Raw genomic sequence first — 24928 nt, 5'->3', positions numbered from 1 at the left:
TATTTACTTTTTATAATTTTTCCTGAGAATCCACTTTCTTAATTCATCAATTAAAATTAGAGGAATTGGAATACATACTAGCATAATCCAATCATGTGCATTAAGTGGCTCTGTACCAAAGAATGACTGGAAAACTGGCACATAAGAAATGCATAGCAGCAAAACTATCTCCATAATAATTCCGATAAAGATCATGGAATTCTTGAAGAAATGCCTATTAAACATTGATTGTCTTGAATAACGAATATTTAATACTGCCGCAATCTGACAAAAGATAATTGCAGCTAAAGTTACTGTCGTTGCTTGACGATAATCCCAACCTACCACTGGCAAATTTGGAAAAATATGACCACGATAGAAATTAGCGCCAAAGAATGCTGCTGTTGCAATAATTGAAGCAATTAAGCCATACCATAAAAATGCTTTAGCTAAAACATGCTTATTAATTAAGTGATCTTTAGGTGACCTTGGAGGTCGATCCATGATACCTTTTTCAGGATCTTCCCGTCCTAATCCGAGGGCTGGAATCATATCTGTTCCTAGGTCAATAAATAGAATTTCCATTACAGTTAAAGCAAGCGGAATTGCACCACCTGAAAGCAAGAACAAGACTGAAGGAACTGCTTCAGGCATGTTTGAGTTCAAAATATAAATTAAGAACTTACGAATATTACTGTACACACCGCGTCCTTCTTTAATTGCACCAACGATAGAAGCAAAGTTATCATCAGTTAAAATCATATCAGCTGCTTCTTTTGCAACATCAGTACCAGTACCGCCCATGGCAATTCCAATATTGGCTTTCTTTAAGGCTGGAGCATCGTTAACACCGTCACCGGTAGCAGCAACAATATTGCCCATTTTTTCATACATAGAAACGACACGGTATTTTTGCTCAGGTGCCATTCTAGCAAAGACAACCTCACCTTCAAGATAATGTCTTAATTCATCATCTGGCATTGTCTTTAAAGCATCCCCTGTAATTACAGTTAAAGGCTTATCTGGATCGGTCAAACCAATCTGGCGCGCAATACTTTTAGCAGTTAAACCATAATCACCGGTAACCATCGTTACCTTAATTCCAGCTTTGCGACACTCACGAGCAGCTTTATATACTTCTGCTCTTGGTGGATCCATCATGACTGTTAAACCTAAGAAAGTAAGATTTTCTTCAACTGTCTCAATCGTTGCTGAGTCTAAATTGTTCATCATCTTTTGATCAAGATTACGTCCCGCAACTGCTAAAACACGCAGTCCATCCTTCGCATAGCCATCATTAGCTCGCATAATCTTATCTTTTATTTCCTGGGTAATAGGTTTTATCTCACCGTGTTCTAAATAAGAAGTACACTTATCAACCACACAATTTGGAGCACCTTTAGTATAGGTATTAAAACGGTGTGTGCCATCAGAGCTTTGAATTACCGTCATCATTTTTCTGCTTGAATCAAATGGTAGTTCTTTAACTCGCGGCGTATTTTTTAATTCAGCTTCAACATCAACTTTACCTTTTCGAGCAACCACTTCAAGGCATGCTTCAGTTGGATCGCCCAAGATTTGATAACGGACATGCTTTTTATCTGGTGCTTGAATTCTTGCGTTGTCTGCAAAAAAGCCACCAAGTAATACTTCTTTTAAAGTATCGTTATCTTTAGCAAAAACATGCTTCGGTCCTTCTTTAATATGGCCTCGAACAGCATAGCCTTCACCTGACACATGATAACTCTTTTCTAGTGTCCAAAGTTCCTTAACTGTCATTTCGTTCTTAGTTAAAGTTCCTGTTTTATCAGAACAAATCACTGATGTTGAACCTAACGTTTCTACACTAGACAAGCGCTTAATTAAAGCGTGCTTTTTTGCCATTCGTTGTACTGCACCAGCTAAAGATAAAGTAACTGTTGGCTCTAATCCTTCTGGAATAAAGGCTACAATCATTCCCAGGGCAAAAACAAAGCCCTTTACTAAAGGATAGTGAACAAAGAAAGTAGCAATTAGGAAGAAAATAATTCCAATTGAAATTGCCAAAATTGAAATCTGCTTAGTTAAAGTATCTAGTTCCTTTTCAAGCGGACTCTTTTGTTGAGCAACGTTTTGAGTTAATTCAGCAATCCTACCAAAATCAGTATTCATGCCCGTTTTGACAACAACACCGGTAATGTTGCCCTTCATCATATTAGTACCAGAAAAAATCATGTTATTAAGATCAGCGTGATTTTTCTTCTTAACGTCTTCAACAGCATGTGCCCCCTTATGAACTGGGTTCACTTCACCAGTCAGTGAGGACTGATCTGCTTGAGCCGTTGTAGCTGCAATTACACGAATATCAGCTGGAATATCGTCTCCCTCTTCAAGCTTAACGATATCGCCAGGAACTAAGTCTTTAGCTAAAATCTTCTCTTCCTTACCATTTCTTATAACACGAGTATAAGAGGGAAGCATATTCGCTAAGGCCTCAGTTGCCTTATCAGCTTGAAATTCTTGCCAAAAACTAAAAATACCATTAATGATATTTACTGCCCAAATAGCAATTCCTAATTGCACTAAATCAGCACAAAAAGCAATAATACCTGCTACCCAAAGCAGAATCGCCATTAAATTAGTAAAATTAGCTAAAAATTTCTTCCAAAGTGGCTCCTGTTTTGCTTTGGCAAAAATATTCTTTCCATATTTTTGCTGCAATGTATGAACTTCATCAATTGTTAAGCCGCTTTGACTAGTATTTAATTCCTTCAGTGCATCTTCAACAGATAATTGAGCAACCTTAATTATCTCATCGTTTTCATCATTTTTAGTCAAAGTTATCACTTCTATTCCTTTTTACAGATCCATTTTAGTTCACTTTAAAAAAATATGCACATAAAGTTAATATATTAAAAAAGAGTAGCATTCGACTACTCTTCATTCTTTGTTAAATTTTTCTTATCTTCCAGGCCAAGTATTAGTTGTATTCCAACTGTTTAATCCACCAAGCCAGCCTTTACTCATTGAAAATTCTTTAATCTTTTCAAGTAATGCTTCTTCATCTGTTTCTAAGTGAAGATGATTAGCAAAGCAAATAGTATTTATATTTTGATAAGTTGCACGGGCTTCATCTACTTCATCTTGAACATTATGTTCTAACTTGTCTAAGGCAACTTCAAGTTGTTCTAGTAAGTATTCATTGCCTTTCCTATCATAATGAGTCTTAGCAAGTGAGATAAAGTCATTCAACACTTGTTTCAATTCATTTTTCATATTTCTGTCCTCCAAAGAGTAGTTTTGTTTCCAAATATTATCATTTATTCATTAATTTTACAATAATGAAAGATGGACTTATTTAGCGCTTTTTACAGCCAATTTACTTCTCATTTTGGTTCTTTAACTTTTGTTGAAGTTTATCTTTACCATAATAAGTAATTAAAAACTATTCATGCTGACAATTAAAATTACAAGACTTGCCGTAACACTACTATTAGTCAAAGCTAAAAACAATTTGTTAATCAAATATGCAAAGAGTGCATTAACAATAATTGCGATCCATTCACGATGTACGTATATCTTTCTTTTTATTGATTTCAATAAATTTTATCTATACCTTTTCTTTTTTACTTCTTTGACATTTGAATTTTTTAGTAATTAAACATTAAAAGGAAGAATATGACTTCCCCATTAGTTACGATCCTCAGACTTATTTTGATATTCATCATACAGATCTTTAAAAACAACGATACTCATAAAAACACAAGCAATTGCTGAACTCCAAGAAAACGCGTCTAAATCTTTTAAAGCAAAAATAACCATAGTCGCCATTCCAACAACTAAGATGTTCGTGGTGTCAGATAATTTGACTATCTTATGCAGTTTTAGCGAAACAATAATATTACACAAAATAATTACTAAAAACAGAATAATCGGAATATACCCTTCCATATTTTCTCTTATCCTCCCTTTATCTTATACTAAAAATGTTCTACAGTTTTATTTTTATTCAAATATAAAAAGTACTGAACTGATATTCTTATCAATTCAGTACTTTAAATTTCATAATTATTTGCAAGACGCAAGGGCTCCTGCTGCACCACCTAAAATTCCTCCAATTACCATACCAGGAACTCCAAAAGCAGCACTCCCTCGAGCAATTGAAAATGCTCCTCCTGCTGTACCAACAGCACACTTAGCTGCATTAAATCCACCAGTAATTTCTACTAATTCTTCTTTATTAATTTTTCTCATGATCTTTCTCCTTGTATTATATAAAATTAGCTCTATTCTTCAAAAATTTTATTTAAAAGCATGCACCTGAACCAAGCAAAAAGCCGCCAACCATGCCCCCTGGTCCAGCTAACCCCCCTCCTAAAGCTCCTATTGTTACTGCTGAAGCACATCTAACATTTGCCCAATTAATTCCTTTATTTCCTTTTCCTCCTACGATTTGAGTTAATTCCTGTTCATTCAAAGTTTTCATTTTAGGTCCTCCGTAATAAATACTTTTTCTAATAATTTTCAACTTTCTATAAATACAATACTAAAAATAAATTCATAATTTTAAAAATGGACTAAATTTACCATCTTTTGTACTAATATTGTTAAAATGAACCTAATTGATACTTTTAATTACGCATAGATAAAATTGAAAAGTTCTGTTGCCTTTACTCCCCCACCTACCCATGCTCTTATGATTGTTCCATTTTTTATTCTCATAACAAATGGTGTACCTGGTATTCCCAATTCATTGAATACATAGTCATGTGCCGTAACTTCCTTATCAATATCAAAATACAGTAATTTTCTACCAGCTAACTGATTAAATTCCTTTAATGCTAAAGAAAATTCACGACAATAATAACAACTTGGACGTCCAATATAAAGCAAATATTCTTTATTATCGCGTTTACTAATTAACCCCTTAACTTGCGCCATATTTAATCTCGTAAATTCTGATACGTTATTTTCATATTCCTGAGGTGTTACATCAGCATCCTTTTCTACTTTTACTTCTTGAGTTTGAGTATTTTGTACTTCTTGTGCCTTTACCGGCTCAGCAATTGATAAACAAGCCAGTGTAGCTGTTCCAACCATTAATGCAGTCATTTTCTTATTTAATTTCATGTATCTCATCTCTTTCTAAATTTTATGAAATAAGACTAACATGATTAAATACGACAAGTTTTTATATCTACCAATTCTGTTCAAAATAAAACCAAAATGGAAAAAAGTACCAAATCAGTCATTTTAGACCAATTTAGTACTTTAACATTTCATTATTCGATTAAATCACTTACTCTTATCTAAAAATTAGTCAATGACAAAGTTGCACCAGCACCAGCCCACTTGTCGAGATCTTTATCTAATAAAAGTTGCAACTTGGTCAAAGTTTCAGGCAATTTAAATCCATGTGCTACAGAATACAAATTAATATCTTGCTTTAGATTAAATACTACCTTTTGTAAATTAATTTCCTTATCCAATTTTTCAATAGCGGTGTCAATCAATTTTTGAGCTTCTGGATCAGTTGCAATATCAGAGTTTGCTTTAATCTTATCTAACATCTCTTTTAATTTGGTTTCGTTCATCTTTTTATCCTCACATAATATAATTTAATGTCGTTTTATTCTATCAAATTTACCGCTTATTCAATACCTTATCTAAAAAATATTCAAAATATGTACTGCGTACTGTCACTATTGTGGCATTACCTTGCATCAAATATCAAAATATAATGACTTTCACCTGTTACCCGATTAAATTCCTTTAATGCTGAAAAAATTCACGACAGTAATAACAAGTTGGACGTCCAATATAAAGCAAATATTCTTTATTATCGCGTTTACTAATTAAATCCTTAACTTGAGTCATATTTGATCTCAAACATTGTTTTCATATTTCTGAGGTGATACATCAGCATACTTTTCTATTTTTATTTCTTGAAGTTATGTATTTTATACTTCTTGCGCATTTACTGGCTTAGCAAACAAAACGATAAGTAGTGTCTGGGAAAGAAGTCTATTTTTAGTTAATTCTGGACTTTTACTCAAAAGAAAAACGTTATTAAACCAAGGTTTATTAATATCAAGATTTAATAGCATTTCTTAATTTCTGAGTTTTTCCCAGATACATTAATGTAGTGATTTTCTTATTTAATTCCATGTAATCCCATCTCTTTCAAAATTTTATAAAATAAGCTTAACATTAAGTAAATCTATTAGATTTTCATATTTACTTAAATAAAGGAGAAAGTAGAAAAAGCACTAAATCAGTCATTCAAAAACTAATTTAGTACTTTCAGTTTTATTATTACTTTCTTATGATTCTTTTTAATATTTTTCCTATTACAAACGATATGGCCAAAATTAGTACGAAATAAACCCAAAATTCTATTCCATCTTTATAATTTGTTGAATTATATAATTTAACTTCAAAAACATAAATTGGCCAATACAAATAAAGTGCAAAAACAGAAAGATCATAACCTCTTTCTAATTTTTTATTAATAGCGATAACTATTACAGTAACAATAAGAAAAATAGTTAGTAAAAGTGCTTGCAATTGATTAAAGTTAAAATAATTAAAGCCCGTTTGATACAAGTTACCTAAAAAAAGTATTACATTAATAATAGTTACAAAGAATAACATAAATCTCTATATAAATTAATTACTCTTATATCCCAGATATCCTCCAATTGCAGCACCTCCTAAGCCACAGGCAGTCATTCCCCATGGTCCGAATCCTCTGCACCAACTTACTCCGCGAGTAGCTCCCGTAGCAGCTCCTATTACAGCATTCCCCCACTTGTTTCCACCCATTACATTTCTTAATTCATGTTTTTCTAATGTTTTTAAAGCCATATTAATTCCCTACTTTCTTATCTTTCCGAATCCACCAGTAGCTGCCGTTACGCCAGCCCATGCTATTGGAACATAGTGTGCTCCAACAAAGCCACAAGCAGGACCGCAAACTGCATTTCCAAGAGCCCATCCAGCGACTGTCGCTCCACCTACTCCACCTATATTAGCAGCCCAATTATTTCTCCCACCAACTATGTTAGCCAATGTTTCAAATGATAATGTATTAAAATTTTTCATAATAAAGACCTCCTATAATTAATAATCTTTATATATTTAGCCTACTGTAAAAAACAATTTATTTTTTATATGGATTAATATTGCTTACTTACTAACCAAAACAGTATATTTTATCCAAATTCGTTCCCAAAATTAAGTTTCAGGCAATTTAAATCCATACACTACAGAATACAAATTAATATCTTGCTTTATATGAAATATTGCTCTTTGCAAATCAATATTCTTATCTAACATCTCTTTTTTATTCACTTATATTTTTATCTTTAGATTAATAAAATTTTAATTTTTTATTCTATCAAATTTATCTTTTATTCAATACCTTATCTAAAAAATAGTTAAAATATGTGCTACGACCTGTCACTATTGTGGCATTACCTTGCATTCCGTACTTAACATTTATATCACTAACTTTGGCAATCGAAATAACTTCATACATACTTTGCTTGTTCACATTTATTGGATAAACACCAATCTCCTTTACCTTACCAGTTAATCTACTATTCAAGCCGTCTACTGTAGGTACAGAAAAGTTTAACTTCTGCCCCTTCTTAATAGACGAGATTTTATTAGTGGGCACATAGGTAACAATCCTCACTTTTCCTTTAGCTTTCATAACAGGCATTAAACTAATCCCACTATCTTGATCAACATGAGCTACCCATTTTTGACCATGTTTTGTAACGACTTGTCCCTCATCATAGCTAACATTTTTCTGATTAATTACAACCGTTGGTTCAACAACGCCAACCGAAGAGACTGTACTCTGTCTAACAGCAAAAAAAGATCCAATAAATAAAAGTAGAACAAAAATAGCGGCTGGAATAATAATCATTGTCGAGAAATTCTTGAACTTATAGGAATAGAATTCTGTACTTTCATACTCTTTTGCATCCATCTGTACTCACCTATCCCTTCACTAAGTCATAGTAAAAACCATGCTTACTCATCAATTCGCTGTGGCTGCCTTCTTCAACTATTTGACCATGATCAATTACAACTACCTTGTCTGCCCGTTCTGCAATTGCTAGTCGATGCGCAATAAAGATAATTGTCTTATCCTTTAGCTTCATCAAATTATCAATCACTTTCTTCTCAGTAATTGTATCTAAGCCACTTGTTACTTCATCAAAAATAAATACCTTTGCAGGAGATAGTAATGCCCGGGCAATAGTTAACCTTTGTTTTTGTCCACCAGATAAAATTTTGGCATTTTCATCTAATTTTGTTTCAAATTGCAAAGGTAGATTAGCTATTTCTTGGTCAATCTCAGCAATTTGACAAGCCTTTATTACATCTTCTTCAGTGATATCTGGCCTACAACCTAACAACAAATTCTCTTTAACTGTTCCAGAAAAGATATATGGAGTTTGAGGTACATAATTTACATATGACCGCAACGTATGCTTATCAATCTCACTTGTTGCATGTCCATTTAATGTAACCTGACCTTTACTTGGCGAAAAGAAATCTACTAACAACTTAACCATCGTAGATTTTCCAGAACCACTCATTCCAACAATCGTTAATTTTTCGCCCTGGCTAATTTTGAGATTAATATCTTTTAAGACATCTGTGCCATAACCATAGCTATAATCCACATTCTTATATTCAATATTTCCTTCTAGGAGCTTACGATCTTCAATAGTAGCCTTCTGATTGAATTCACTTTTTACTTGATAGACCTCATTTAATCGATTTTGAGCAACACTAGCTGATTGAAGTCGCGGTTGTAAATTAATAATACTTTGCAAGGGATCAATGAAATATGCCAGCAATGCATTGAACGTCATTAACTGACCAATGCTCAATTGTCCTTGCATTACAATCTTTGCACCAACCCAAAGAACAATTACATTAAGAGATAATTGAATAAATGTCTTGAGTGCTGTCTGTAAACTCTCAGTCTTACTATATTTAAATGACTTCTTTAAGTAATCTACAAACTGACTATCGATTCTTCTATATCTTGTATTCTCACTATTTAAAGCTTTAATAGTTTCAATTCCTTGAATATCTTCAATAACTGAAGAACTCAAAACAGCATTACTTTCCATTTGTTCGTTATTTAGTTTTTCAAACTTTTTAGTAAAACCTAGAATTACAACTGCATAAATAGGCAAAGCTAACAGTGTAATCCCAAATAATGTCATATTTTGTGCTGCTAAGACTAATCCCATCACAATCACAATTGAGAGATCTAAGAAGAGCGAAATAACTGTACTTGCCAAAGCGTCAATAATTCTACTTGCATCAGAAAAACGCGAAGTAATTTCACCCGTTCTTCTTGTTACAAAGAATTCCATTGGTAATTCAAAAATATGCCTGATGTATCGCAGATTTAGATCAATACTTAATCTTTGACCTAAAATATTTAATAAAAAATTCTGTCCATAAGAAAAAATTGAATTAAAGACATAAGCAATTAATAGTCCAACAGCTAAGATCGAAAGAGTCTGATAGGTTCCATCTGGAATGTAAGTATCAATTATTCCTTGAACAAAATATGAACTACAGATACTAATTATGGTCATTAATAAAGCGGCTAAAATGATGTTAATCATCAGCCGCTTTTGTTTAAACATATATGGAAAGAGAGACCATAAATTATTCTTCTTTTCTTTGATTGGTTCAAAGTCTTCGTTAGGAACCATAAAGAGTGCAACACCAGTCCATTCTTGAGCAAATTTGTCTTTTGGCATCTTTACTACACCAACTGATGGATTAGGATCTGCAATTACTAAATAATTCTTAGCATTTTTAAGAACTACGTAATAATGAAGTAGTTCTCCTTGTTTTAGGACGTGGGCAATAAAAGGATATTGAATACTATTCTCATCAAATAAAGACATATCTGCTTTTACGGCTTCTGTTTTGAAATTAAATTTTTGTGCTGTCTTCACTAGTCCTAAAGCAGTTGTGCCTTCAAGATTAGTACGAGCTTCATGACGTAAATGTGCTAAAGATACGCGAGAATGATATTGCTTTAAGATCATTGCTAGACAAGCAACGCCGCAATCCATCTCATCCACTTGTGGCACGTATACGCATTTATATTTGAATAACATAAGTCTTACCTTTTACTTAACATTAATTTCTGGATATTTATTTAATAGATCCTCAACAGTTTTTCTGCAACTACGAGCGAACACTACTTCATCTCCATTAGGAAACTTTATTGTCTTTTTTGAAAAGTCGATGCTGTTGATATTATTTGGATTTACTACACAAGATTGAGATACCTTAACTAAAAAATCATTTTCTTCGTTAATTTTGGAGATATTACTTCTGAATTCAGCTACACCAGTTTCAGTTATCAAATTAACTTTGTGTTGTGAAGTACTATTTTCAAGATAATAAATAGTCGTGTCTTCAACTTTATTAACTCTCCGTCCAATTTTATAGATAAGTTCTTTTCTTCCTGATTTCATAAGATTATTGATACTTTGAACGGCGCCAGTCAAGGTTTCTTCTAATCGCTGCATCATTTCTCTTGAATCTAAGGCCTTATTAATATAATCAATAGCACCAATTCTTCTACGATAAGTTAAAGGAGCATATTTGTCATAAGCAGTAACAAAAATTATTTGTGCATTTGGATCTTGCTTTTTAATAAATTCTGCTAAGTCTACTCCGTTTTTAGCTTTTGAATTTTGACTTAATTCAATATCTAAAAAGTAAATTGCATTTTGAATATCATTAGCAACTACATAACTTACAACTTGCTCAAATGTATTAGCAACTAGCTCTAAATTGATTTCAATATTTTCGTAGACTGGATTATCATCGGTAAAGTTACTAACTGCATATTTAATATTTTTCGCTAAATTTTTTGCTAATACTTCGTCATCATCACAAACGATTACGGAATATTTCATTCTTCACTTTCCTCCTCTGGTTCAATCACGAGATAGAAATCAAAGTATCCTTCAGGCACTTCATAAGAAATAGTCATATTTTCATATTTATTTTTAATACTATTGATATTGGCTAAGCCCAAGCCAGAGTGACTTTTCTTTGTTGAATAACCGTTTTGTTGTATTTGTTTAATTGAAATTTCAGAATCACCTCGTTTATTTTGTATTTCATATTCAAATTCACCACGTTCGTTTGAATAAGCCATAATTTCAATATGAGCTTCTTGATTTTGCTCTATTAATACTTTGCTTTCTTCAATCGCATTGTCACAACTTATACCGACGATTCTGACTAAATCTATTTCATTAATATTTTTAGGCAATTTCGTAATTTCACTGCTACATTCAAAATTATATGGAATATGTTCTCTATACATTTCTGTTAACTTAGCAATAATGATACTTTTGAGAGATTTTATTTTTATATGATTAACATCTCTATATTTTTCAAATGCTTTTGCATTTAAATTGGCCTTAGTATATTCATCAAGCTTTTGGATTACTTCTTTAGTATTTCCTTCTTGTGCACTGATTTTTAATGAGTTAAACATATTTCGATAATCATGCCGAAAAGCACGTAACTCATCTTCGCTCTCTTCGAGATATTGCGCATAGTCTTGTAATTGTTTTTGCTCTTTTATTAATTTATCTTGTTGTGATTTTTTTAAAAGATGCTTTTGAAAATTTATTAGTTCCACGTAAGTCGCCATAGCAAAAACTATTTGAATTAATACAAAAATTGTAAAAAACATACTTAACGATGCATTTTTCTGGGTTTGTCCATAAAAAGTCATTGTTAAAGTAGTGGAAACATATAGATAGATCAACAGTCCTATAAACACATTGTGATTTTCATTCATTAAATATGAGTGAAGATACTTATAGAAGATCTCAATTATAAAAACTGCAAGAAGTATAATACTAATTTGGACTAATAAATTAAGATAAATTATATCCTCAATATGCAAAAGCTCCATTAAGATACTACTTAGTATATCTATTATGGAATCTACAACTCCTACAATTAAAATTGCCCCAATAGCCAAATTTTTTTCTTTACTCTTTCTAAAATAAAATATGAAAAATAAAATTTCCAAAAAAGTGGCTAGTTCAACAACTCCTCCACATAAAATTGGAAGTAAGAATAACACTCCACCGAGAATCAAAATATTTTTTTTACTAGCTGCAATTTGAGAAACTCTAAAAAATATCCATAAATCAGTTATTCCAGAAATAAGCATTAAAAAGCTATAAACTAACAACATTTTTATTTCCAAATGTTGCGCGTCCAGTAAAATATACCTTTACTAAAATTTCCATTAACAAAACCATTTACTCTAGTACCACCAACAACTTCAATCATTTCTTCTTCACTCAAAGTAGTAGTTTTAACAATATTTTCTTTTCTAATTTCTTTCATTATTCTTCTCCTTAAATAATAAATATTATTTTTATGTCTTAAATATTACCATCTTTCATCCCTCGAAAATACCAAAAATACCGAATCAGTCACTTTTACGACTAATTCGGTATTTTATTATTATTCTTAAGTTATCAATTAACTATTTTTCATTAGATGTGCTCTTTTTCTCATCTAAGATCCAGTTATATTGCTTAGCAAACATTACAATTAATAAGATACTTACTACTACATATAGAGCAGTCGCAATGTAGTATGCATTCGCATACCCAGCTGGCGTCTTAAGTAAGTAAAAGGCTGTAAATAATCCATCAATTATTCCAATTACCGCATATGCAATCTGAACCACAGCAGTAAAGGCTGGACGCATATCTTTATCAACAATAATCATCTGTACTTCTTGCTGAATCGGCATTGTTGCATTTGCTAAACCACTACGTAAGAATAGCAAAACCCCTACAATTACAAAAAGAGTAATTCCAGTGCCGAAGTGTCGACCGTTAGCCATTAAAAACATTAACGGTGCACAAGTTAAGGTCCCAGCAGCAATAGAAACAATGGCACCTAGCTTCTTGGCTAAGAATGGAGCAAAGAAATATCCAATAAACATTGCTGCGGTCTGAAATGTATTAATTGTTGAGGTAATTCCCCGGGGAATATGCAGATAATCATTCAAATAAATTGGAATATAAGGAACAACCAATCTAGCACCTAGTTGAATACCTGCAATATACAAGATCCACATAATCGTCTTTTTATTAATCAAAGCTTCAAAAGCTTTTTTCTTCTCTTCTGGCGTTTGCGGTTTTTTCATCCCCACGGTTCGATAGTCCTTTGGCTCATCTTTAATAAAGATTGCTAATACAAAAGCAACTACATTAACTAAAGCAGTCAAAATCAATACTATTCTAAAGGCATTGGTATAATTAGCTAGATAACTTCCACTTAATTGGGCGGTATGAGCAGATAGATTAGAAGCAATATCATAAGAAATACCCTGCATCTTACTAAAGAAGTACACTACTGCTTTTCCACCGATAAAAGTTAAGATAGTTTGAGCAACTAAGTTTACAACCATTACTACTGTAAACATCTTAGTTCTGATTTCTTTAGGTACATAAGAAGTCCACATCAAAGGATACATTAAGTCATAAACTCCAATTGCAGTCCATGAAATAATGTAGGCAAACATAATAATTATTTGATTAGTTGTAATAGTAGTCAACGCCAGGAAAATAGAAGTTAAAGGCGGCAAAATCAACAAAATTTTACGATAACCTAATTCATGCACCCAAACAATCATCAACGACATTAATAATGCAGTAATCGCATTAAAGATATTCAGACCTGAAATTAATCCTGGTGCTACTATATCAAAGTATGACAAAGCTGCATCATTAGTAATTCCAGTTACCGCACCTAAAATTCCGTAAATCCATAGATATAAATAAACATTTCTCCGATATCGGGGATTCCAATTCTTGATTGCGGCTTTTTCTTGAGCAGTCAAAGTAAAACCTTCTTTTTAAAACCATATATCACACTTTCAATTTTATTTTACTTCACATGTTCAGAAAAAACACATATTTGTCAATATTATTGCCTGTAAATCTATCACAGAGCGTAATTTTAAGGTATTATTGTAATAGTTTAAAAAAGGAGATTTTAATCGTGCAAAGTAAACGCCCTATTATCATTGGAATTGCCGGTGGTTCAGGTAGTGGTAAAACGACCATTGCCCATGAAATTTATGACCAATTACAACAAGATGACCATATTTTAATTATGACGCAAGATTCTTATTACAAAAATAACGATGACTTATCAATGTCAGAGCGTAAGAAGATTAACTACGATCATCCCGATGCCTTTGACATGCCACTACTTGTTGACCAACTTCGTCAATTAATGGACTATAAGGCAGTTGAAATGCCAGTTTATGATTTTACTGCTCATACTAGAAGTGAAAAGACTATTCACACCGAACCAGCTGATATTATTATCCTAGAAGGTATTCTCGTCCTTGGTGAAGAAAACTTACGTAACTTAATGAGCATCAAGGTCTTCGTCGATACTGATGATGACATTCGTTTCATTAGACGATTAGAGCGCGACACGCAAGAACGTGGTCGTTCAGTTCATTCAGTTATTGATCAATACTTAAAGACCGTTAAACCAATGTACAATCAATTCATTGAACCAACTAAACGCTACGCTGACATCATCGTTCCAGAAGGCGGCGAAAATGATGTAGCAATTGATATGCTTACTACTAAAATTCGTTCAGTTTTAAGTAACGTTAAATAGAAATAAACCTCGTAGGTTACTCTACGAGGTTTATTTTTTTCTACTCAACTACATTATCTCCATCTACCGTTGTCATTGTTAAAACAACGCCTGAAGGTTGTGGATCAAACGAAATATTATTTAAACCATTTGCCGTTCTTACATGGGCATATTTTAAATTTGCACTCCAAACAGTATTATTTCCTTCAATATTCTTTATTTCATAATCACTCTTAAATACAGCATGATCGAGCGTAAAGTTGCCAGCCTTTAAATTTGCGCTGCCTTCGTCAATCGTAACATCAGTTAGATTCATATCTCCATCTGTTACATTTAAAGAAATCTTAGATAAAATAGATCCCGATACTTTGATTTCGCCATCATATGTCGCTAACTTGCCATCGGCCAGATCACTATTTCGTACTGTTACATTTCCATCTGTTGATTCAAGAAGTGACTCAGCTATCGCCACTCGTCTTACTCTGACTCTGCCTTCAGTCGATTTAAGATAAGCTTTTTCAGTCTTAATATCAACTATCTCAATATCACCGCTACTAGTTTGAATATCAAGACTATCCAAAGTAGCCTTTGCAGGAATTACAACTTTTAAGTGAGCTTCTCCCTTTTCAATCAAATTCATTTTTTGCTTAAGTCGTAGTTTACCATCTTCTAAGCGAATAAGCGGTAAGTAGTGTCTTTTCCCAGTAAAATTAACCGAAAAATTCTCGCCTTGTTCAACTGTTACGTCTCCAATACTTAGCTTTATTCTTAATTCATTGAACTTTTTATCACTTAACTTTACATCAACTATCTCATCTTTTTTATTCTCTTTAGAAAAAAGCTTTTCAAAAATCATAGCCTTTCCCCCTAATCCACGACTTAATTAAATTATTATTAATTATATTAATATGATTTAATATTTGCAACTCCTAAACGCAAAAAACAACGCTGAAATTTTCAACGTTGTTTTATTTTTTATCTAATTTAAATAAATTCTTTTACTTACTACCAGGTCTCTTTTTCTTTGCAACCTTAGCTCCTTGAACCATGCTATCATTGTAGCCCCAAACCCAAGTTACGATAAATGAAACCACAATTGTTACAGCACTAGCAATCAAAAATGTATAGAAGCTAGATAAATCAGTAGGATGCTTAGGATTAAAGAATGAATAAAATCCAATTAATCCACCAGTAAAGCCATACATTGTTCCGTGCATTAAACCAGTAACAAGACCACCAAATGCAGAACCAATACAACCAGAAATAAATACTTTCTTATATCTTAAACTAATACCATAAACAGCTGGTTCAGTAACACCACACATTGCAGAAATAGTTGAAGCAAAACCTAATTCCTTTAAGTCTTCTTTCTTAGACTTAATAGCTACCGCTAATACGGCAGCACCTTGAGCAATCATTGATGAACAAATAATTGCGTTCAATGCACTTTCACCAGTTCCAGCAATTTGTTGTGCAACAAGCGGTACAACACCCCAGTGCAAACCAAAGATAACCAATACTTGGTAGAAACCACCAATAATAAATCCACCAATCCAGCCAGATGCATGAACTAACCAGTTGATGAAGACTGCAATACCATTAGCAACACCTTGAATAATTGGGCCGGTTACCATTAAAGTCAATGCTGAAACTACTAAAACAGTAATTAATGGAATAAAAATCATTTGTAAGTACGATGGTAGCCATTTCTTAAGCCAATCTTCACACTTCTTAGCAAGCCATGCGGCTAAAATCATTGGGAAAATTGAGTAAGTATAGTTCAAAAATTCAAACTTAATTCCGCCAACTTCAAACATTGTCTTAAAGGCTTTGCCCCATTCAACTAACTGCGGATAAACTAATACTCCACCAATTACTGCTGCGATGATTGGATCAGAATTCAATCTTTTAGCTGCGCAGTAACCAACTAGAACTGGCAAGAAGAAGAAAGCCGAATCAGCAATTGCGCTAGTAGTGATATAGGCTGTACTCTTGACACTAAGTAAACTACCTAATTGTGGCAGAGTAAGCAATGCCAAAATACCTTTAATAATACCAGCTGCAGCAATTACACCGATAATTGGACTCATTGAACCAGTGATAAATCCAATTAAATTACCAAAAGCTTTTGAAACTGGATTTTTACCGTCATCTTCTGGAGCAGGAGCTGCTTCACTATCTAAAGGTCCTAATTGCTTAACTACTTCATCAAAGACATTAGTTACTTCATTACCAATTACAACCTGATATTGTCCTGACGCATGCATCACGTCTAAAATTCCACGTTGATTTTTTAAAACATCATCATTTGCTTTACTTTCATCTTTTAAGTAAAAACGTAAGCGTGTAATACAGTGAATTACATTATTAACATTCTCCTTACCGCCGACATTTTTAATAATAAAAGAAGCTAACTCTGGATAAGATAATTTTTTGCTTGAAGTGTCTTCTGCTTCTGCCGTCTTTAAGTAAGCCGTTGCTACAACTTCACCAGCTTTTGCTTCACCTTCAGTTACATCAAGTCCTGAAATCTTGTCAGCTGAATTAGTAATCAAAACCATGATTGTTGTATCTAATCCCTTAGCTTTGATTTCATCTAAATCCATTTCAGCAATTTCATCACCGGCCTTAACTTCTTGACCATTTTCAATCTTAATCGTGAATGGTGCACCCTTTAAGCCGACTGTATCAACGCCCATGTGGACTAGTACTTCTAGCCCTTCGTTAGTAACGATTCCGACAGCATGTTTAGTATCGGCAACCATACTGATTTTTCCTGAAACAGGTGCTACAACCTTTCCAATAGTTGGGGTCAAACCAAATCCATCTCCCATTGTTCCTTGAGAAAAAATAGGATCTGAAGTCTTAGCTAAAGCAATAACCGCTCCAGTAGCTGGAGCTAATAAATTAGTAGTATCTTGTACCATAATTTCATTCTCCTCTTTGAAAGTATCCGCTTTCACGTATCTTGATTTAAATATTATACTTGTCTGTACAAGCTGTCAATACTATTTTATGAAAAAGCTTACTTTTCTTTTAAATTAAGTATTTTATAGATGAAAAAGTTTTGCTTTACTTGTCTAAACAAGTGTATATAATTAAAGACAAAGGAGGATTTTTTATGGCTCAATCTAAAGTTAGTGCTATTGCTCAAGATTTAGTTGATAAAATTAAGCATCAACAATATAAACCTGGCGAATATCTCCCTAGTGAACATCAATTAATGGACTTATATGGTGCTTCAAGAGAAACAATTCGAAAAGCACTTACTAGCTTAACCGACCTAGGCTTAATTCAGAAGATTCGTGGAAAAGGTTCAATAGTTTTAAATCTCGATCGCTACACTTTTCCCATTTCAGGAATTAGCAGTTTTGCAGAATTGAATAATCAATTAGGACTTAAAGCAGAAACAAAAGTTTTACTTTTACAAAAAGAAGATCATTTGCCAACTAGCTTTATCAAATATTTTCCTGAAGAAAAAAACAGTGCTGGTTTTCATCTTGAACGCTTGCGATTAATAGAAGGACAAGCTGATGTCTTAGATTGCGACTATTTGCTTTCTCCTCCTATTAATTCACTTCCAAAAGATGCCGCAGAAACTTCTATTTATAATTATTTAGAAAATAAAGAAAAATTAGAAATTTCCTATGCAACGAAAGAAATTTCTGTTTGTAAAGTTGACAAGAGAATTCAAGATTTACTTCAATTAGACAATAAACTTGCAGTGCTAGTTGCAAGTAGAAATTATTTAGCTGACACAACTAAATTCGAATTAACCCTGTCCTATCATCGACCTGACAAATTCAAATTTGTGGATTTTGCTCGCAGAAAAAAGATTAAATTTTAGAAAGGAATCAGCAATGAATAATTTAGGCAATAAAGTAATTTATCAAATTTACCCAAAATCTTTTTATGACTCAAATAATGATGGTATCGGCGACTTACGTGGCATCATTGAAAAAATCGACTATATCAAAAAGCTAAATGTAGACTTCATTTGGTTTAACCCATTTTTTGTTTCTCCACAAAATGACAACGGCTATGACATTGCTGATTATAAAAAAATTGATCCTCGATTCGGAACAATGAGCGACTTCGAAGAACTAGTCGCTAAATTAAAAGCAATTAATGTTAATGTGATGCTAGACATGGTTTTAAATCACTGTTCAACGGAACATGAATGGTTTAAAAAAGCTCTAGCCGGAGATAAAAAGTATCAAAAATTCTTTTATCTTAGAAAAGGTAAGGATGAACAACTACCTAATAACTGGCAATCAAAATTTGGTGGTCCAGCTTGGTCAAAATTTGGCGACACCGATTACTACTATCTCCACCTCTATGACCCAACTCAAGCAGATCTTGACTGGCATAATCCTGAAGTTCGTGCTGCCTTAATAGATGTTGTAAACTTTTGGCGTAATAAAGGAGTTCACGGCTTCCGCTTTGACGTAATCAACGTTACAGGGAAAGATACTACCTTAGTTAACTCAACAGATCCGGTGCAAGAAAAATCCCTTTATACTGATACACCAGTGGTGCAGCAATATTTAAAAGAATTAAATGCCAAATCCTTCGGTCAAGACCCAGAATCAGTTACTGTTGGAGAAATGTCATCAACTACAATTGAAAATTCAATTGCTTATACCCGTCCAGAAGATCATGAGCTTTCAATGGTCTTCACCTTTCATCACCTCAAAGTTGACTATAAAAACGGTGAAAAATGGTCTAAGATGCCTTTTGACTTTAAGAAATTAAAAGATATTATGCTTACCTGGAATAGTAAGATTGATCAAGGTGGTGGCTGGCAAGCTCTATTCTGGAATAATCACGACCAGCCTTGGGCATTAAATCGATTCGGTGATACTGGAAAATATCACAATAAATCTGCTGAGATGTTAGCTCTTGCTCTTCATCTACTACGCGGAACGCCTTACATTTATATGGGTGAAGAAATTGGTATGATGGATCCTCACTATACTTCCATGAGGGATTATGTGGACGTCGAAGCTTTGAATGCCTATGACGCATTAATCAAAAAAGGTATTGATGAAAAAGAAGCTTTTGAAATTGTTCAGTCTAAAGCTCGCGATAACTCAAGGGTTCCAATGCACTGGGATAATTCTCAATATGCTGGTTTTAGTGGCCACAAACCTTGGCTCATGCCAACAGACCAAGATAAAATTAACGTTGAAAAAGAACTACAGGATGGTGAAATTTTTAATTTCTATCAAAAATTAATTAAACTCAGAAAATCAGAAAAATTGATCTCTGAAGGTCACATCAAACCATTTTTAATGGAACACCCACAAGTTATGGCCTATGAGCGTTATTTAGATGACTCTAATGAAAAACTTTTAGTATTTGCGAACTTCTATGGCAAAGAAACTGAAGTTAAAATACCTGCTGAATATTTAAATAAGGCGGGGCATATTTTAATTCAAAATTACGATAAAAATCTTGCTTCTCTGCCTTCAGCCTTGCAATTAAAGCCTTATGAAGCTTTAGCAATCAAACTTTAATTTAAGAAGATCAGATTGATCTTCTTTTTCTTTTCAAAAAAAGAAAACTCCCTTTTGCGTAATTAAGATTAGAGATCTTTCTCTAATACACTTAAAGGAGTTTTCTATGGATAGGAAAGAATTAGAAAAACGGGTTGATGAAGCTAATATCACCGCTGATCCCATCTTTAGCTGGGTTAACTAACTGCCCGTCTGCAAGGATTTTTTGATTTAATGCGTGGTAAAATTAATACAAATGATAGCTTTATTCAAAAGTTACAAAGCGATGTTGAGAAATATAAAACTAATCCAGAAAGAAGGAAAGAGCTCATGGATTACCAAATGAAACTTGACGATATGCGATATGTTGGAGAAAAAACGGGAAAAGAAGAAGAACGAATTGACGCTATTAAGAAAATGATTAAGCTCAGTAGAAAATTGAATGCTAGCAATGACTTCATTTTAAAACAATTAACTGAAGATTATGGTTCATACTTCTCTCAAAAAGAACTAAAACAATTTATAAAAAATAATTAATCAACAAAAAACCACGTGAGTTGAACTCACGTGGTTTTTCATATAATTAATACTTACTTTGCAAATGCTTAGCAATCATTGAAAGCGAGAAACAAACAATGAAATACATAATTGCAATAATTACATACATTGGAATCAAATATGTCGTATTTTGACTGTAAATAATCTGTGCATGAAACAATAACTCTGGCAAAACAATAATTGTTGCAAGTGATGTGTCTTTAACTAATGAAACGAATTGTGACAGAAGGGACGGGATCATCTTATTAAGAGCTTGCGGAATGATCACATGATACATCGCCTGCATATAGGTCATCCCATTTGAACGAGCTCCTTCCATTTGTCCCGGATCCACAGCAGCAATTCCACTTCTAACAATTTCAGCAAGCATTGCTCCTTCAAATACTACCAAAGCAATAATCGATGCTACTGTTGGATTAGTAACAATTCCCAACTCTGGCAATCCAAAGTACGTAAAGAAGATTATCAGCAATAGCGGTAAATTTCTTATAATATCAATTACAAAACCAACAATAGTTGAAAGATATTTGATCTTCACATATCGAATAAAGCCGAATACTAATCCTAGAATAAAACTCAAGGCAATTGATATTAAGGATACATATATAGTCACCCACAAACCTTGTAAGAGAAAGCGAATGTTAATCCAAGAATATGCATGAATAAAGTTTTCCATCTTTTTCTCCTCCCTAGGCTAATTTCTTTTCCAAGTGACGCATGTAGTAACTTAATGGCAAGGTTAAAATTAAGTAAAATAAACCTACAACAACATAGGTATTAATAGTTTCAAAAGATGAAAAAGCTATGACATCTGCTTGATACATCAAGTCAAAACCGGCTACAAAGGCTAATACCGATGAGTTTTTAATTAAGTTAATAAATTGATTGCCCAATGGAGGAATTACAATCTTTAGAGCCTGTGGCAAAATAACGTATCGCATTGCTTGCGTATAAGTCATCCCATTTGAACGAGCTCCTTCCATTTGTCCATCTCCAACTGAGTTAATTCCTGCCCTAACAGTTTCTGCAATAAAAGCTGAAGTATACAAGGTTAATCCAATTGTTCCAGCTGCAAAACCTGATACCTTAAACCAAATTTGCGGTACAACAAGGTAAAAAATCATTGTAATAACTAGCAAAGGAATGTTACGGAAAATTTCAATATAGACATGTGCCACTGCTCTACCAAACTTATTCGGTGCAACTTCTAATAAAGCAAAGCCTACCCCAAGAATTAAACTAAAGAACAGGGCAATTAGACTACATAAGATTGTGTTCCAAAAGCCTGATAAGAATTCAGACCAGTGATTTGTTAAAATCCCTATCACGAATTTTCAACCTCCTTAATGTTAAATCCTGGAATACCATTGAACCATTTAACTAACAAATGATGATATGTTCCGTTTTTCTTTAATTCATTTAGTGCCTTGTTAATGCGATCAGCAAAACCAGTTTGTCCCTTTTCTACAGCAATTCCGTAAGGTTCACTGGTGTAGGTACCACCAACTAACTTATACCCCTTATTTTCACTAGCAATTCCGGCAAGCAAGCCATTATCAGTAGTCATTGCTTGACCTTGTCCTGCTTTTAAGGCCGTAAAAGCTTGACCATAATCGTCATACTCTAAAACCTTTGCTTTTGGTGCAAATTTTTTAACATTATCAACTGCTGTTGTTCCCTTAACAGCTAGAGCCGTTTTACCATTAAGATCCTTAACATTTTTAATAGTTGAATTATCCTTAACTAGTAAAGATTGACCTGCAGTAAAATATGGTTCACTAAAAGTTACTTGTTTTTTACGATCGGGTGTAATTGTCATTGTTGCTAAAATTGCATCAATATTACCATTTTTAAGTAACGGAATTCTCGTCTTAGGCGTAGTTTGCACAAATTCAGCTTTTGCATTTTTACCTAACATTTGTTTAGTTAAAGCCTTTGCTAAATCTACTTCAAAACCTTCGATTTTTCCAGTTTTAATACTCATTAAACCAAATAATCGCGTATCAGCCTTAACGCCCCAAGTAATGGTTTTACTTGCTTTAACCTGTTCATAAACATTACTTGATTTTTGCTTCTTGGCACATCCAGTTAAAGTAATCAGTAAACCTAATACCAAAGGTAAAATAAAAATCTTAATTGATTTTTTCATTTTAGCCACCTAGCTTTTCAGTAATAACCTTACTTAAAAATTGACGTGCACGTTCAGTCTTAGGATGTTCAAAGAACTCTTCTGGCTTAGCATCTTCTAAAATTCTTCCTTGATCAAAGAAAATAAGTCTATCTCCAACTTCACGAGCAAAGCCCATTTCATGAGTTACAACAACCATTGTAATTCCTTGATCTGCTACATACTTCATAACATCTAAAACATCTTGAATCATTTCTGGGTCAAGCGCACTAGTTGGTTCATCAAATAAAATAGCTTTTGGTCTCATTGCTAATGAACGAGCAATTGCAACACGTTGCTTTTGCCCACCAGATAACTGTCTTGGATACATATTAGCCTTTTCTTCAAGACCCACTTTTTTCAAAAGATCCATTGCAATATCGTGGTTTTCCTTCTCTGGACGGTGTAAAACAATCTTAGGAGCTAAAGTTATATTTTCAAGCACAGTATGGTTGTCATACAAGTTAAAATGCTGGAAAACCATTCCCACATTTTTACGAATTTTGTTTAAATCCGTATGCTTATCTGCTAGATCATAGCCAGTAACCATTAAAGTACCAGAATTGATTCGCTCTAGTCCATTCATTGTTCGAATCAAAGTACTCTTACCAGAACCAGATGGTCCAATAATTGAAACAACTTGACCCTCTTCAATACTTAAATTTATATCCTTTAAAGCATGGAATTTACCATAGTACTTATTTACATGCTTAAAATCAATAATTGCAGCCATTGTGCTTCCCCTCTCTTTTTTACTCACTTTTCATTCTACTCTAAAATTATTAAAATTAACTTTAATATAGCTTAGCTATTGCTTACTCAGACATAACTCCTTTTTTAATTTGGAGTAAAGAAAAAAGCCCCTCGCTCCTAGATTTCTCAGGACGAAAGGCTTTTTTCCGCGGTACCACCTAAATTGTCTACTTAAAGACCAACTTGACTAGAGCACAAACATGCTCCAGCGGCTAGATAACGTACCGCTTACGGCTAAACTTACTCTCATTAAAGATTTCAGCCAGCAGCATTGTAAAAGTGTCTTTCAATAATCCAGGGTCTGCTAACTTTTCCACTACCGTTAACTCACTAAAAGAAATAAATTATTTACTTTTCTTTTCATCGCTTTTTAAATTTAAATGTTGATTACATTTAATAATATTTTTTCAAAAAAGGCAAGTAAAAAATTTATTTTTCACCTTCAGCCTCTTTAATATTAAAGCCTGGAATACCGCTAAACCACTTCTTTACTAAGGCATTATACGTCCCATCTTTTTTTAATTTATTTAGAGCACGATTAATTGCATTCTTCATTTGCTTCTGTCCCTTATTCACGGCAATACCGTATGGTTCATTTGTGTATGTACCACCAACAAGCTTATAGCCTTTATTTTCAGTAGCAATTCCGGCAAGTAAACCATTATCAGTTGTCATCGCTTGCCCTTGACCTGCCTTTAGTGCAGTAAATGCTTGACCATAATCGTCAAATTCTAATACCTTTGCTTTGGGAGCAAATTTTTTAACATTAGCGACAGCTGTTGTACCTTTAACAGCTAATGCTATTTTCCCATTTAAATCTTGAACATTTCTAATTGATGAATCTTCCTTAACTAGCAAAGATTGACCAGCATAAAAGTATGGATTACTAAAATCAATTTGTTTTTTACGCTCTGGTGTAATTGTCATTGCAGCTAAAACTGCATCAATATTTCCATTCTTTAACAGCGGAATTTTGGTTTTAGCAGTAGTTTGTACAAAGCTGGCTTTAGCATTTTTTCCCAGCATTTCTTTGGTCAATGCATTGGCTAAATCAACCTCAAAGCCTTCAATCTTTCCAGTTTTAATGCTCATTAAACCGAATAAACGGGTATCAGCTTTAACGCCCCAGGTAATTTCATTGCTTTTTTTGACTTCTTGATATACATTCCGCGTATTTTTTTGACATGCTGATAGTAGAAAAACGCTCAATAAAACAGTAAATAAAGAAAAAATTCGTAGCTTTCTTTTCACTTTTTTGTTTCCCCCCTAA

The 24928-nt window shown here is 33.3% G+C and carries 27 protein-coding genes and 1 other annotated feature; of the genes, 4 read left to right on the top strand and 23 right to left on the bottom strand.

The window, feature by feature from the left end:
• Positions 1-3: 3 nt before the first annotated feature.
• The 16 genes from LpgJCM5343_RS02870 to LpgJCM5343_RS02785 all read right to left on the bottom strand — a co-directional run bounded on the left by LpgJCM5343_RS02870 (position 4) and on the right by LpgJCM5343_RS02785 (position 13906).
• Positions 4-2805, bottom strand: coding sequence for a cation-translocating P-type ATPase (locus tag LpgJCM5343_RS02870; RefSeq protein ID WP_101890490.1), 2802 nt, complete (start codon positions 2803-2805; stop codon positions 4-6).
• Positions 2806-2919: 114 nt separating this feature from the next.
• Complete coding sequence (locus LpgJCM5343_RS02865) at positions 2920-3234, bottom strand: bacteriocin immunity protein (protein ID WP_101890489.1); 315 nt, start codon at positions 3232-3234, stop codon at positions 2920-2922.
• Positions 3235-3648: 414 nt separating this feature from the next.
• Positions 3649-3909, bottom strand: coding sequence for a hypothetical protein (locus LpgJCM5343_RS02855; protein ID WP_101890488.1), 261 nt, complete (start codon positions 3907-3909; stop codon positions 3649-3651).
• Between the two features lie 117 nt (positions 3910-4026).
• The gene (locus tag LpgJCM5343_RS02850) at positions 4027-4212 is read right to left on the bottom strand and encodes a Blp family class II bacteriocin (protein WP_101890487.1); all 186 of its coding nucleotides are present in this window, start codon (positions 4210-4212) and stop codon (positions 4027-4029) included.
• A 52-nt stretch (positions 4213-4264) separates the two neighbouring features.
• Complete coding sequence (locus LpgJCM5343_RS02845; RefSeq protein WP_101890486.1) at positions 4265-4444, bottom strand: bacteriocin; 180 nt, start codon at positions 4442-4444, stop codon at positions 4265-4267.
• 149 nt (positions 4445-4593) lie between these two features.
• Positions 4594-5088: a DUF6568 family protein gene (locus LpgJCM5343_RS02840; protein WP_101890485.1), complete on the bottom strand. Its 495-nt coding sequence runs from the start codon at positions 5086-5088 to the stop codon at positions 4594-4596.
• A gap of 179 nt (positions 5089-5267) precedes the next feature.
• Entirely contained in the window at positions 5268-5552 is a 285-nt protein-coding gene (locus tag LpgJCM5343_RS02835; protein ID WP_101890484.1) for a bacteriocin immunity protein, read from the bottom strand.
• Between the two features lie 721 nt (positions 5553-6273).
• The gene (locus LpgJCM5343_RS09715) at positions 6274-6612 is read right to left on the bottom strand and encodes a LacI family bacteriocin immunity protein (protein WP_101890483.1); all 339 of its coding nucleotides are present in this window, start codon (positions 6610-6612) and stop codon (positions 6274-6276) included.
• A 15-nt stretch (positions 6613-6627) separates the two neighbouring features.
• The gene (locus LpgJCM5343_RS02825) at positions 6628-6825 is read right to left on the bottom strand and encodes a Blp family class II bacteriocin (protein ID WP_003649213.1); all 198 of its coding nucleotides are present in this window, start codon (positions 6823-6825) and stop codon (positions 6628-6630) included.
• A 9-nt stretch (positions 6826-6834) separates the two neighbouring features.
• A complete protein-coding gene (locus tag LpgJCM5343_RS02820) occupies positions 6835-7062 on the bottom strand; it encodes a Blp family class II bacteriocin (protein ID WP_049159833.1) in 228 nt (75 codons plus the stop codon).
• Between the two features lie 301 nt (positions 7063-7363).
• Positions 7364-7957, bottom strand: coding sequence for an HlyD family efflux transporter periplasmic adaptor subunit (locus LpgJCM5343_RS02810; RefSeq protein ID WP_003649215.1), 594 nt, complete (start codon positions 7955-7957; stop codon positions 7364-7366).
• A 10-nt stretch (positions 7958-7967) separates the two neighbouring features.
• Positions 7968-10127 carry a peptide cleavage/export ABC transporter gene (locus LpgJCM5343_RS02805; protein WP_101890482.1) on the bottom strand — a complete coding sequence of 720 codons (2160 nt, stop codon included), beginning with the start codon at positions 10125-10127 and terminating at the stop codon, positions 7968-7970.
• A gap of 12 nt (positions 10128-10139) precedes the next feature.
• Positions 10140-10937, bottom strand: a complete 798-nt coding sequence (locus LpgJCM5343_RS02800; RefSeq protein WP_003649217.1) for a LytR/AlgR family response regulator transcription factor — start codon at positions 10935-10937, stop codon at positions 10140-10142.
• Entirely contained in the window at positions 10934-12253 is a 1320-nt protein-coding gene (locus tag LpgJCM5343_RS02795; RefSeq protein WP_223890308.1) for a sensor histidine kinase, read from the bottom strand. Before LpgJCM5343_RS02795 ends, LpgJCM5343_RS02800 begins: the two co-directional genes overlap by 4 nt.
• On the bottom strand, positions 12244-12396 hold the full coding sequence (locus LpgJCM5343_RS02790; protein WP_003649220.1) for a hypothetical protein: 153 nt from the start codon (positions 12394-12396) through the stop codon (positions 12244-12246). Before LpgJCM5343_RS02790 ends, LpgJCM5343_RS02795 begins: the two co-directional genes overlap by 10 nt.
• Before the next feature lie 142 nt (positions 12397-12538).
• Complete coding sequence (locus tag LpgJCM5343_RS02785) at positions 12539-13906, bottom strand: MFS transporter (RefSeq protein ID WP_048684932.1); 1368 nt, start codon at positions 13904-13906, stop codon at positions 12539-12541.
• Between the two features lie 161 nt (positions 13907-14067).
• Here LpgJCM5343_RS02785 and udk point away from each other — a divergent pair, with 161 nt between their 5' ends.
• Entirely contained in the window at positions 14068-14703 is a 636-nt protein-coding gene (gene udk, locus LpgJCM5343_RS02780) for a uridine kinase (RefSeq protein ID WP_003649222.1), read from the top strand.
• 40 nt (positions 14704-14743) lie between these two features.
• Here udk and LpgJCM5343_RS02775 read toward each other — a convergent pair whose 3' ends face one another.
• Both LpgJCM5343_RS02775 and LpgJCM5343_RS02770 read right to left on the bottom strand, forming a co-directional pair.
• On the bottom strand, positions 14744-15538 hold the full coding sequence (locus LpgJCM5343_RS02775; RefSeq protein ID WP_003649223.1) for a DUF4097 family beta strand repeat-containing protein: 795 nt from the start codon (positions 15536-15538) through the stop codon (positions 14744-14746).
• A gap of 142 nt (positions 15539-15680) precedes the next feature.
• The gene (locus tag LpgJCM5343_RS02770) at positions 15681-17609 is read right to left on the bottom strand and encodes a PTS sugar transporter subunit IIABC (RefSeq protein ID WP_113576197.1); all 1929 of its coding nucleotides are present in this window, start codon (positions 17607-17609) and stop codon (positions 15681-15683) included.
• Positions 17610-17803: 194 nt separating this feature from the next.
• Between LpgJCM5343_RS02770 and treR the strand changes: the two genes are divergently transcribed.
• The 3 genes from treR (at position 17804) to LpgJCM5343_RS02755 (ending at position 20717) form a co-directional block, all read left to right on the top strand.
• Positions 17804-18529, top strand: coding sequence for a trehalose operon repressor (gene treR / locus LpgJCM5343_RS02765; protein WP_101890480.1), 726 nt, complete (start codon positions 17804-17806; stop codon positions 18527-18529).
• Positions 18530-18542: 13 nt separating this feature from the next.
• The gene (gene treC, locus LpgJCM5343_RS02760; RefSeq protein ID WP_101890479.1) at positions 18543-20201 is read left to right on the top strand and encodes an alpha,alpha-phosphotrehalase; all 1659 of its coding nucleotides are present in this window, start codon (positions 18543-18545) and stop codon (positions 20199-20201) included.
• Between the two features lie 213 nt (positions 20202-20414).
• The gene (locus LpgJCM5343_RS02755) at positions 20415-20717 is read left to right on the top strand and encodes an Rpn family recombination-promoting nuclease/putative transposase (protein ID WP_003649227.1); all 303 of its coding nucleotides are present in this window, start codon (positions 20415-20417) and stop codon (positions 20715-20717) included.
• Positions 20718-20763: 46 nt separating this feature from the next.
• On the opposite strand, the gene LpgJCM5343_RS02750 is transcribed toward LpgJCM5343_RS02755, so the two are convergent.
• The 5 genes from LpgJCM5343_RS02750 to LpgJCM5343_RS02730 form a co-directional block, all read right to left on the bottom strand.
• Entirely contained in the window at positions 20764-21414 is a 651-nt protein-coding gene (locus LpgJCM5343_RS02750; RefSeq protein ID WP_048684948.1) for an amino acid ABC transporter permease, read from the bottom strand.
• 13 nt (positions 21415-21427) lie between these two features.
• Positions 21428-22066, bottom strand: a complete 639-nt coding sequence (locus tag LpgJCM5343_RS02745; protein ID WP_003647625.1) for an amino acid ABC transporter permease — start codon at positions 22064-22066, stop codon at positions 21428-21430.
• The gene (locus LpgJCM5343_RS02740; RefSeq protein ID WP_101890478.1) at positions 22063-22887 is read right to left on the bottom strand and encodes a transporter substrate-binding domain-containing protein; all 825 of its coding nucleotides are present in this window, start codon (positions 22885-22887) and stop codon (positions 22063-22065) included. Before LpgJCM5343_RS02740 ends, LpgJCM5343_RS02745 begins: the two co-directional genes overlap by 4 nt.
• Before the next feature lies 1 nt (position 22888).
• Positions 22889-23638: an amino acid ABC transporter ATP-binding protein gene (locus LpgJCM5343_RS02735; protein ID WP_003647627.1), complete on the bottom strand. Its 750-nt coding sequence runs from the start codon at positions 23636-23638 to the stop codon at positions 22889-22891.
• 144 nt (positions 23639-23782) lie between these two features.
• Positions 23783-24031, bottom strand: a binding site (T-box leader).
• A gap of 56 nt (positions 24032-24087) precedes the next feature.
• Entirely contained in the window at positions 24088-24909 is an 822-nt protein-coding gene (locus LpgJCM5343_RS02730) for a transporter substrate-binding domain-containing protein (RefSeq protein ID WP_039157137.1), read from the bottom strand.
• Positions 24910-24928 lie beyond the last annotated feature (19 nt).

Source organism: Lactobacillus paragasseri (assembly GCF_003584685.1).
Classification (GTDB): domain Bacteria; phylum Bacillota; class Bacilli; order Lactobacillales; family Lactobacillaceae; genus Lactobacillus; species Lactobacillus paragasseri.
Note: the sequence above shows the minus strand (reverse complement) of the source record. Positions and strands in the feature narration are given on the sequence as shown.

Bases quoted from the DNA above. Each gene is read 5' to 3' on its own strand.
- LpgJCM5343_RS02865 (WP_101890489.1), bottom strand. From the start codon at position 3,234: ATGAAAAATGAATTGAAACAAGTGTTGAATGACTTTATCTCACTTGCT.
- LpgJCM5343_RS02855 (WP_101890488.1), bottom strand. From the start codon at position 3,909: ATGGAAGGGTATATTCCGATTATTCTGTTTTTAGTAATTATTTTGTGT.
- LpgJCM5343_RS02850 (WP_101890487.1), bottom strand. From the start codon at position 4,212: ATGAGAAAAATTAATAAAGAAGAATTAGTAGAAATTACTGGTGGATTT.
- LpgJCM5343_RS02845 (WP_101890486.1), bottom strand. From the start codon at position 4,444: ATGAAAACTTTGAATGAACAGGAATTAACTCAAATCGTAGGAGGAAAA.
- LpgJCM5343_RS02840 (WP_101890485.1), bottom strand. From the start codon at position 5,088: ATGAAATTAAATAAGAAAATGACTGCATTAATGGTTGGAACAGCTACA.
- LpgJCM5343_RS02835 (WP_101890484.1), bottom strand. From the start codon at position 5,552: ATGAACGAAACCAAATTAAAAGAGATGTTAGATAAGATTAAAGCAAAC.
- LpgJCM5343_RS09715 (WP_101890483.1), bottom strand. From the start codon at position 6,612: ATGTTATTCTTTGTAACTATTATTAATGTAATACTTTTTTTAGGTAAC.
- LpgJCM5343_RS02825 (WP_003649213.1), bottom strand. From the start codon at position 6,825: ATGGCTTTAAAAACATTAGAAAAACATGAATTAAGAAATGTAATGGGT.
- LpgJCM5343_RS02820 (WP_049159833.1), bottom strand. From the start codon at position 7,062: ATGAAAAATTTTAATACATTATCATTTGAAACATTGGCTAACATAGTT.
- LpgJCM5343_RS02810 (WP_003649215.1), bottom strand. From the start codon at position 7,957: ATGGATGCAAAAGAGTATGAAAGTACAGAATTCTATTCCTATAAGTTC.
- LpgJCM5343_RS02805 (WP_101890482.1), bottom strand. From the start codon at position 10,127: ATGTTATTCAAATATAAATGCGTATACGTGCCACAAGTGGATGAGATG.
- LpgJCM5343_RS02800 (WP_003649217.1), bottom strand. From the start codon at position 10,937: ATGAAATATTCCGTAATCGTTTGTGATGATGACGAAGTATTAGCAAAA.
- LpgJCM5343_RS02790 (WP_003649220.1), bottom strand. From the start codon at position 12,396: ATGAAAGAAATTAGAAAAGAAAATATTGTTAAAACTACTACTTTGAGT.
- LpgJCM5343_RS02775 (WP_003649223.1), bottom strand. From the start codon at position 15,538: ATGATTTTTGAAAAGCTTTTTTCTAAAGAGAATAAAAAAGATGAGATA.
- LpgJCM5343_RS02770 (WP_113576197.1), bottom strand. From the start codon at position 17,609: ATGGTACAAGATACTACTAATTTATTAGCTCCAGCTACTGGAGCGGTT.
- treR (WP_101890480.1), top strand. From the start codon at position 17,804: ATGGCTCAATCTAAAGTTAGTGCTATTGCTCAAGATTTAGTTGATAAA.
- treC (WP_101890479.1), top strand. From the start codon at position 18,543: ATGAATAATTTAGGCAATAAAGTAATTTATCAAATTTACCCAAAATCT.
- LpgJCM5343_RS02755 (WP_003649227.1), top strand. From the start codon at position 20,415: ATGCGTGGTAAAATTAATACAAATGATAGCTTTATTCAAAAGTTACAA.
- LpgJCM5343_RS02750 (WP_048684948.1), bottom strand. From the start codon at position 21,414: ATGGAAAACTTTATTCATGCATATTCTTGGATTAACATTCGCTTTCTC.
- LpgJCM5343_RS02740 (WP_101890478.1), bottom strand. From the start codon at position 22,887: ATGAAAAAATCAATTAAGATTTTTATTTTACCTTTGGTATTAGGTTTA.
- LpgJCM5343_RS02735 (WP_003647627.1), bottom strand. From the start codon at position 23,638: ATGGCTGCAATTATTGATTTTAAGCATGTAAATAAGTACTATGGTAAA.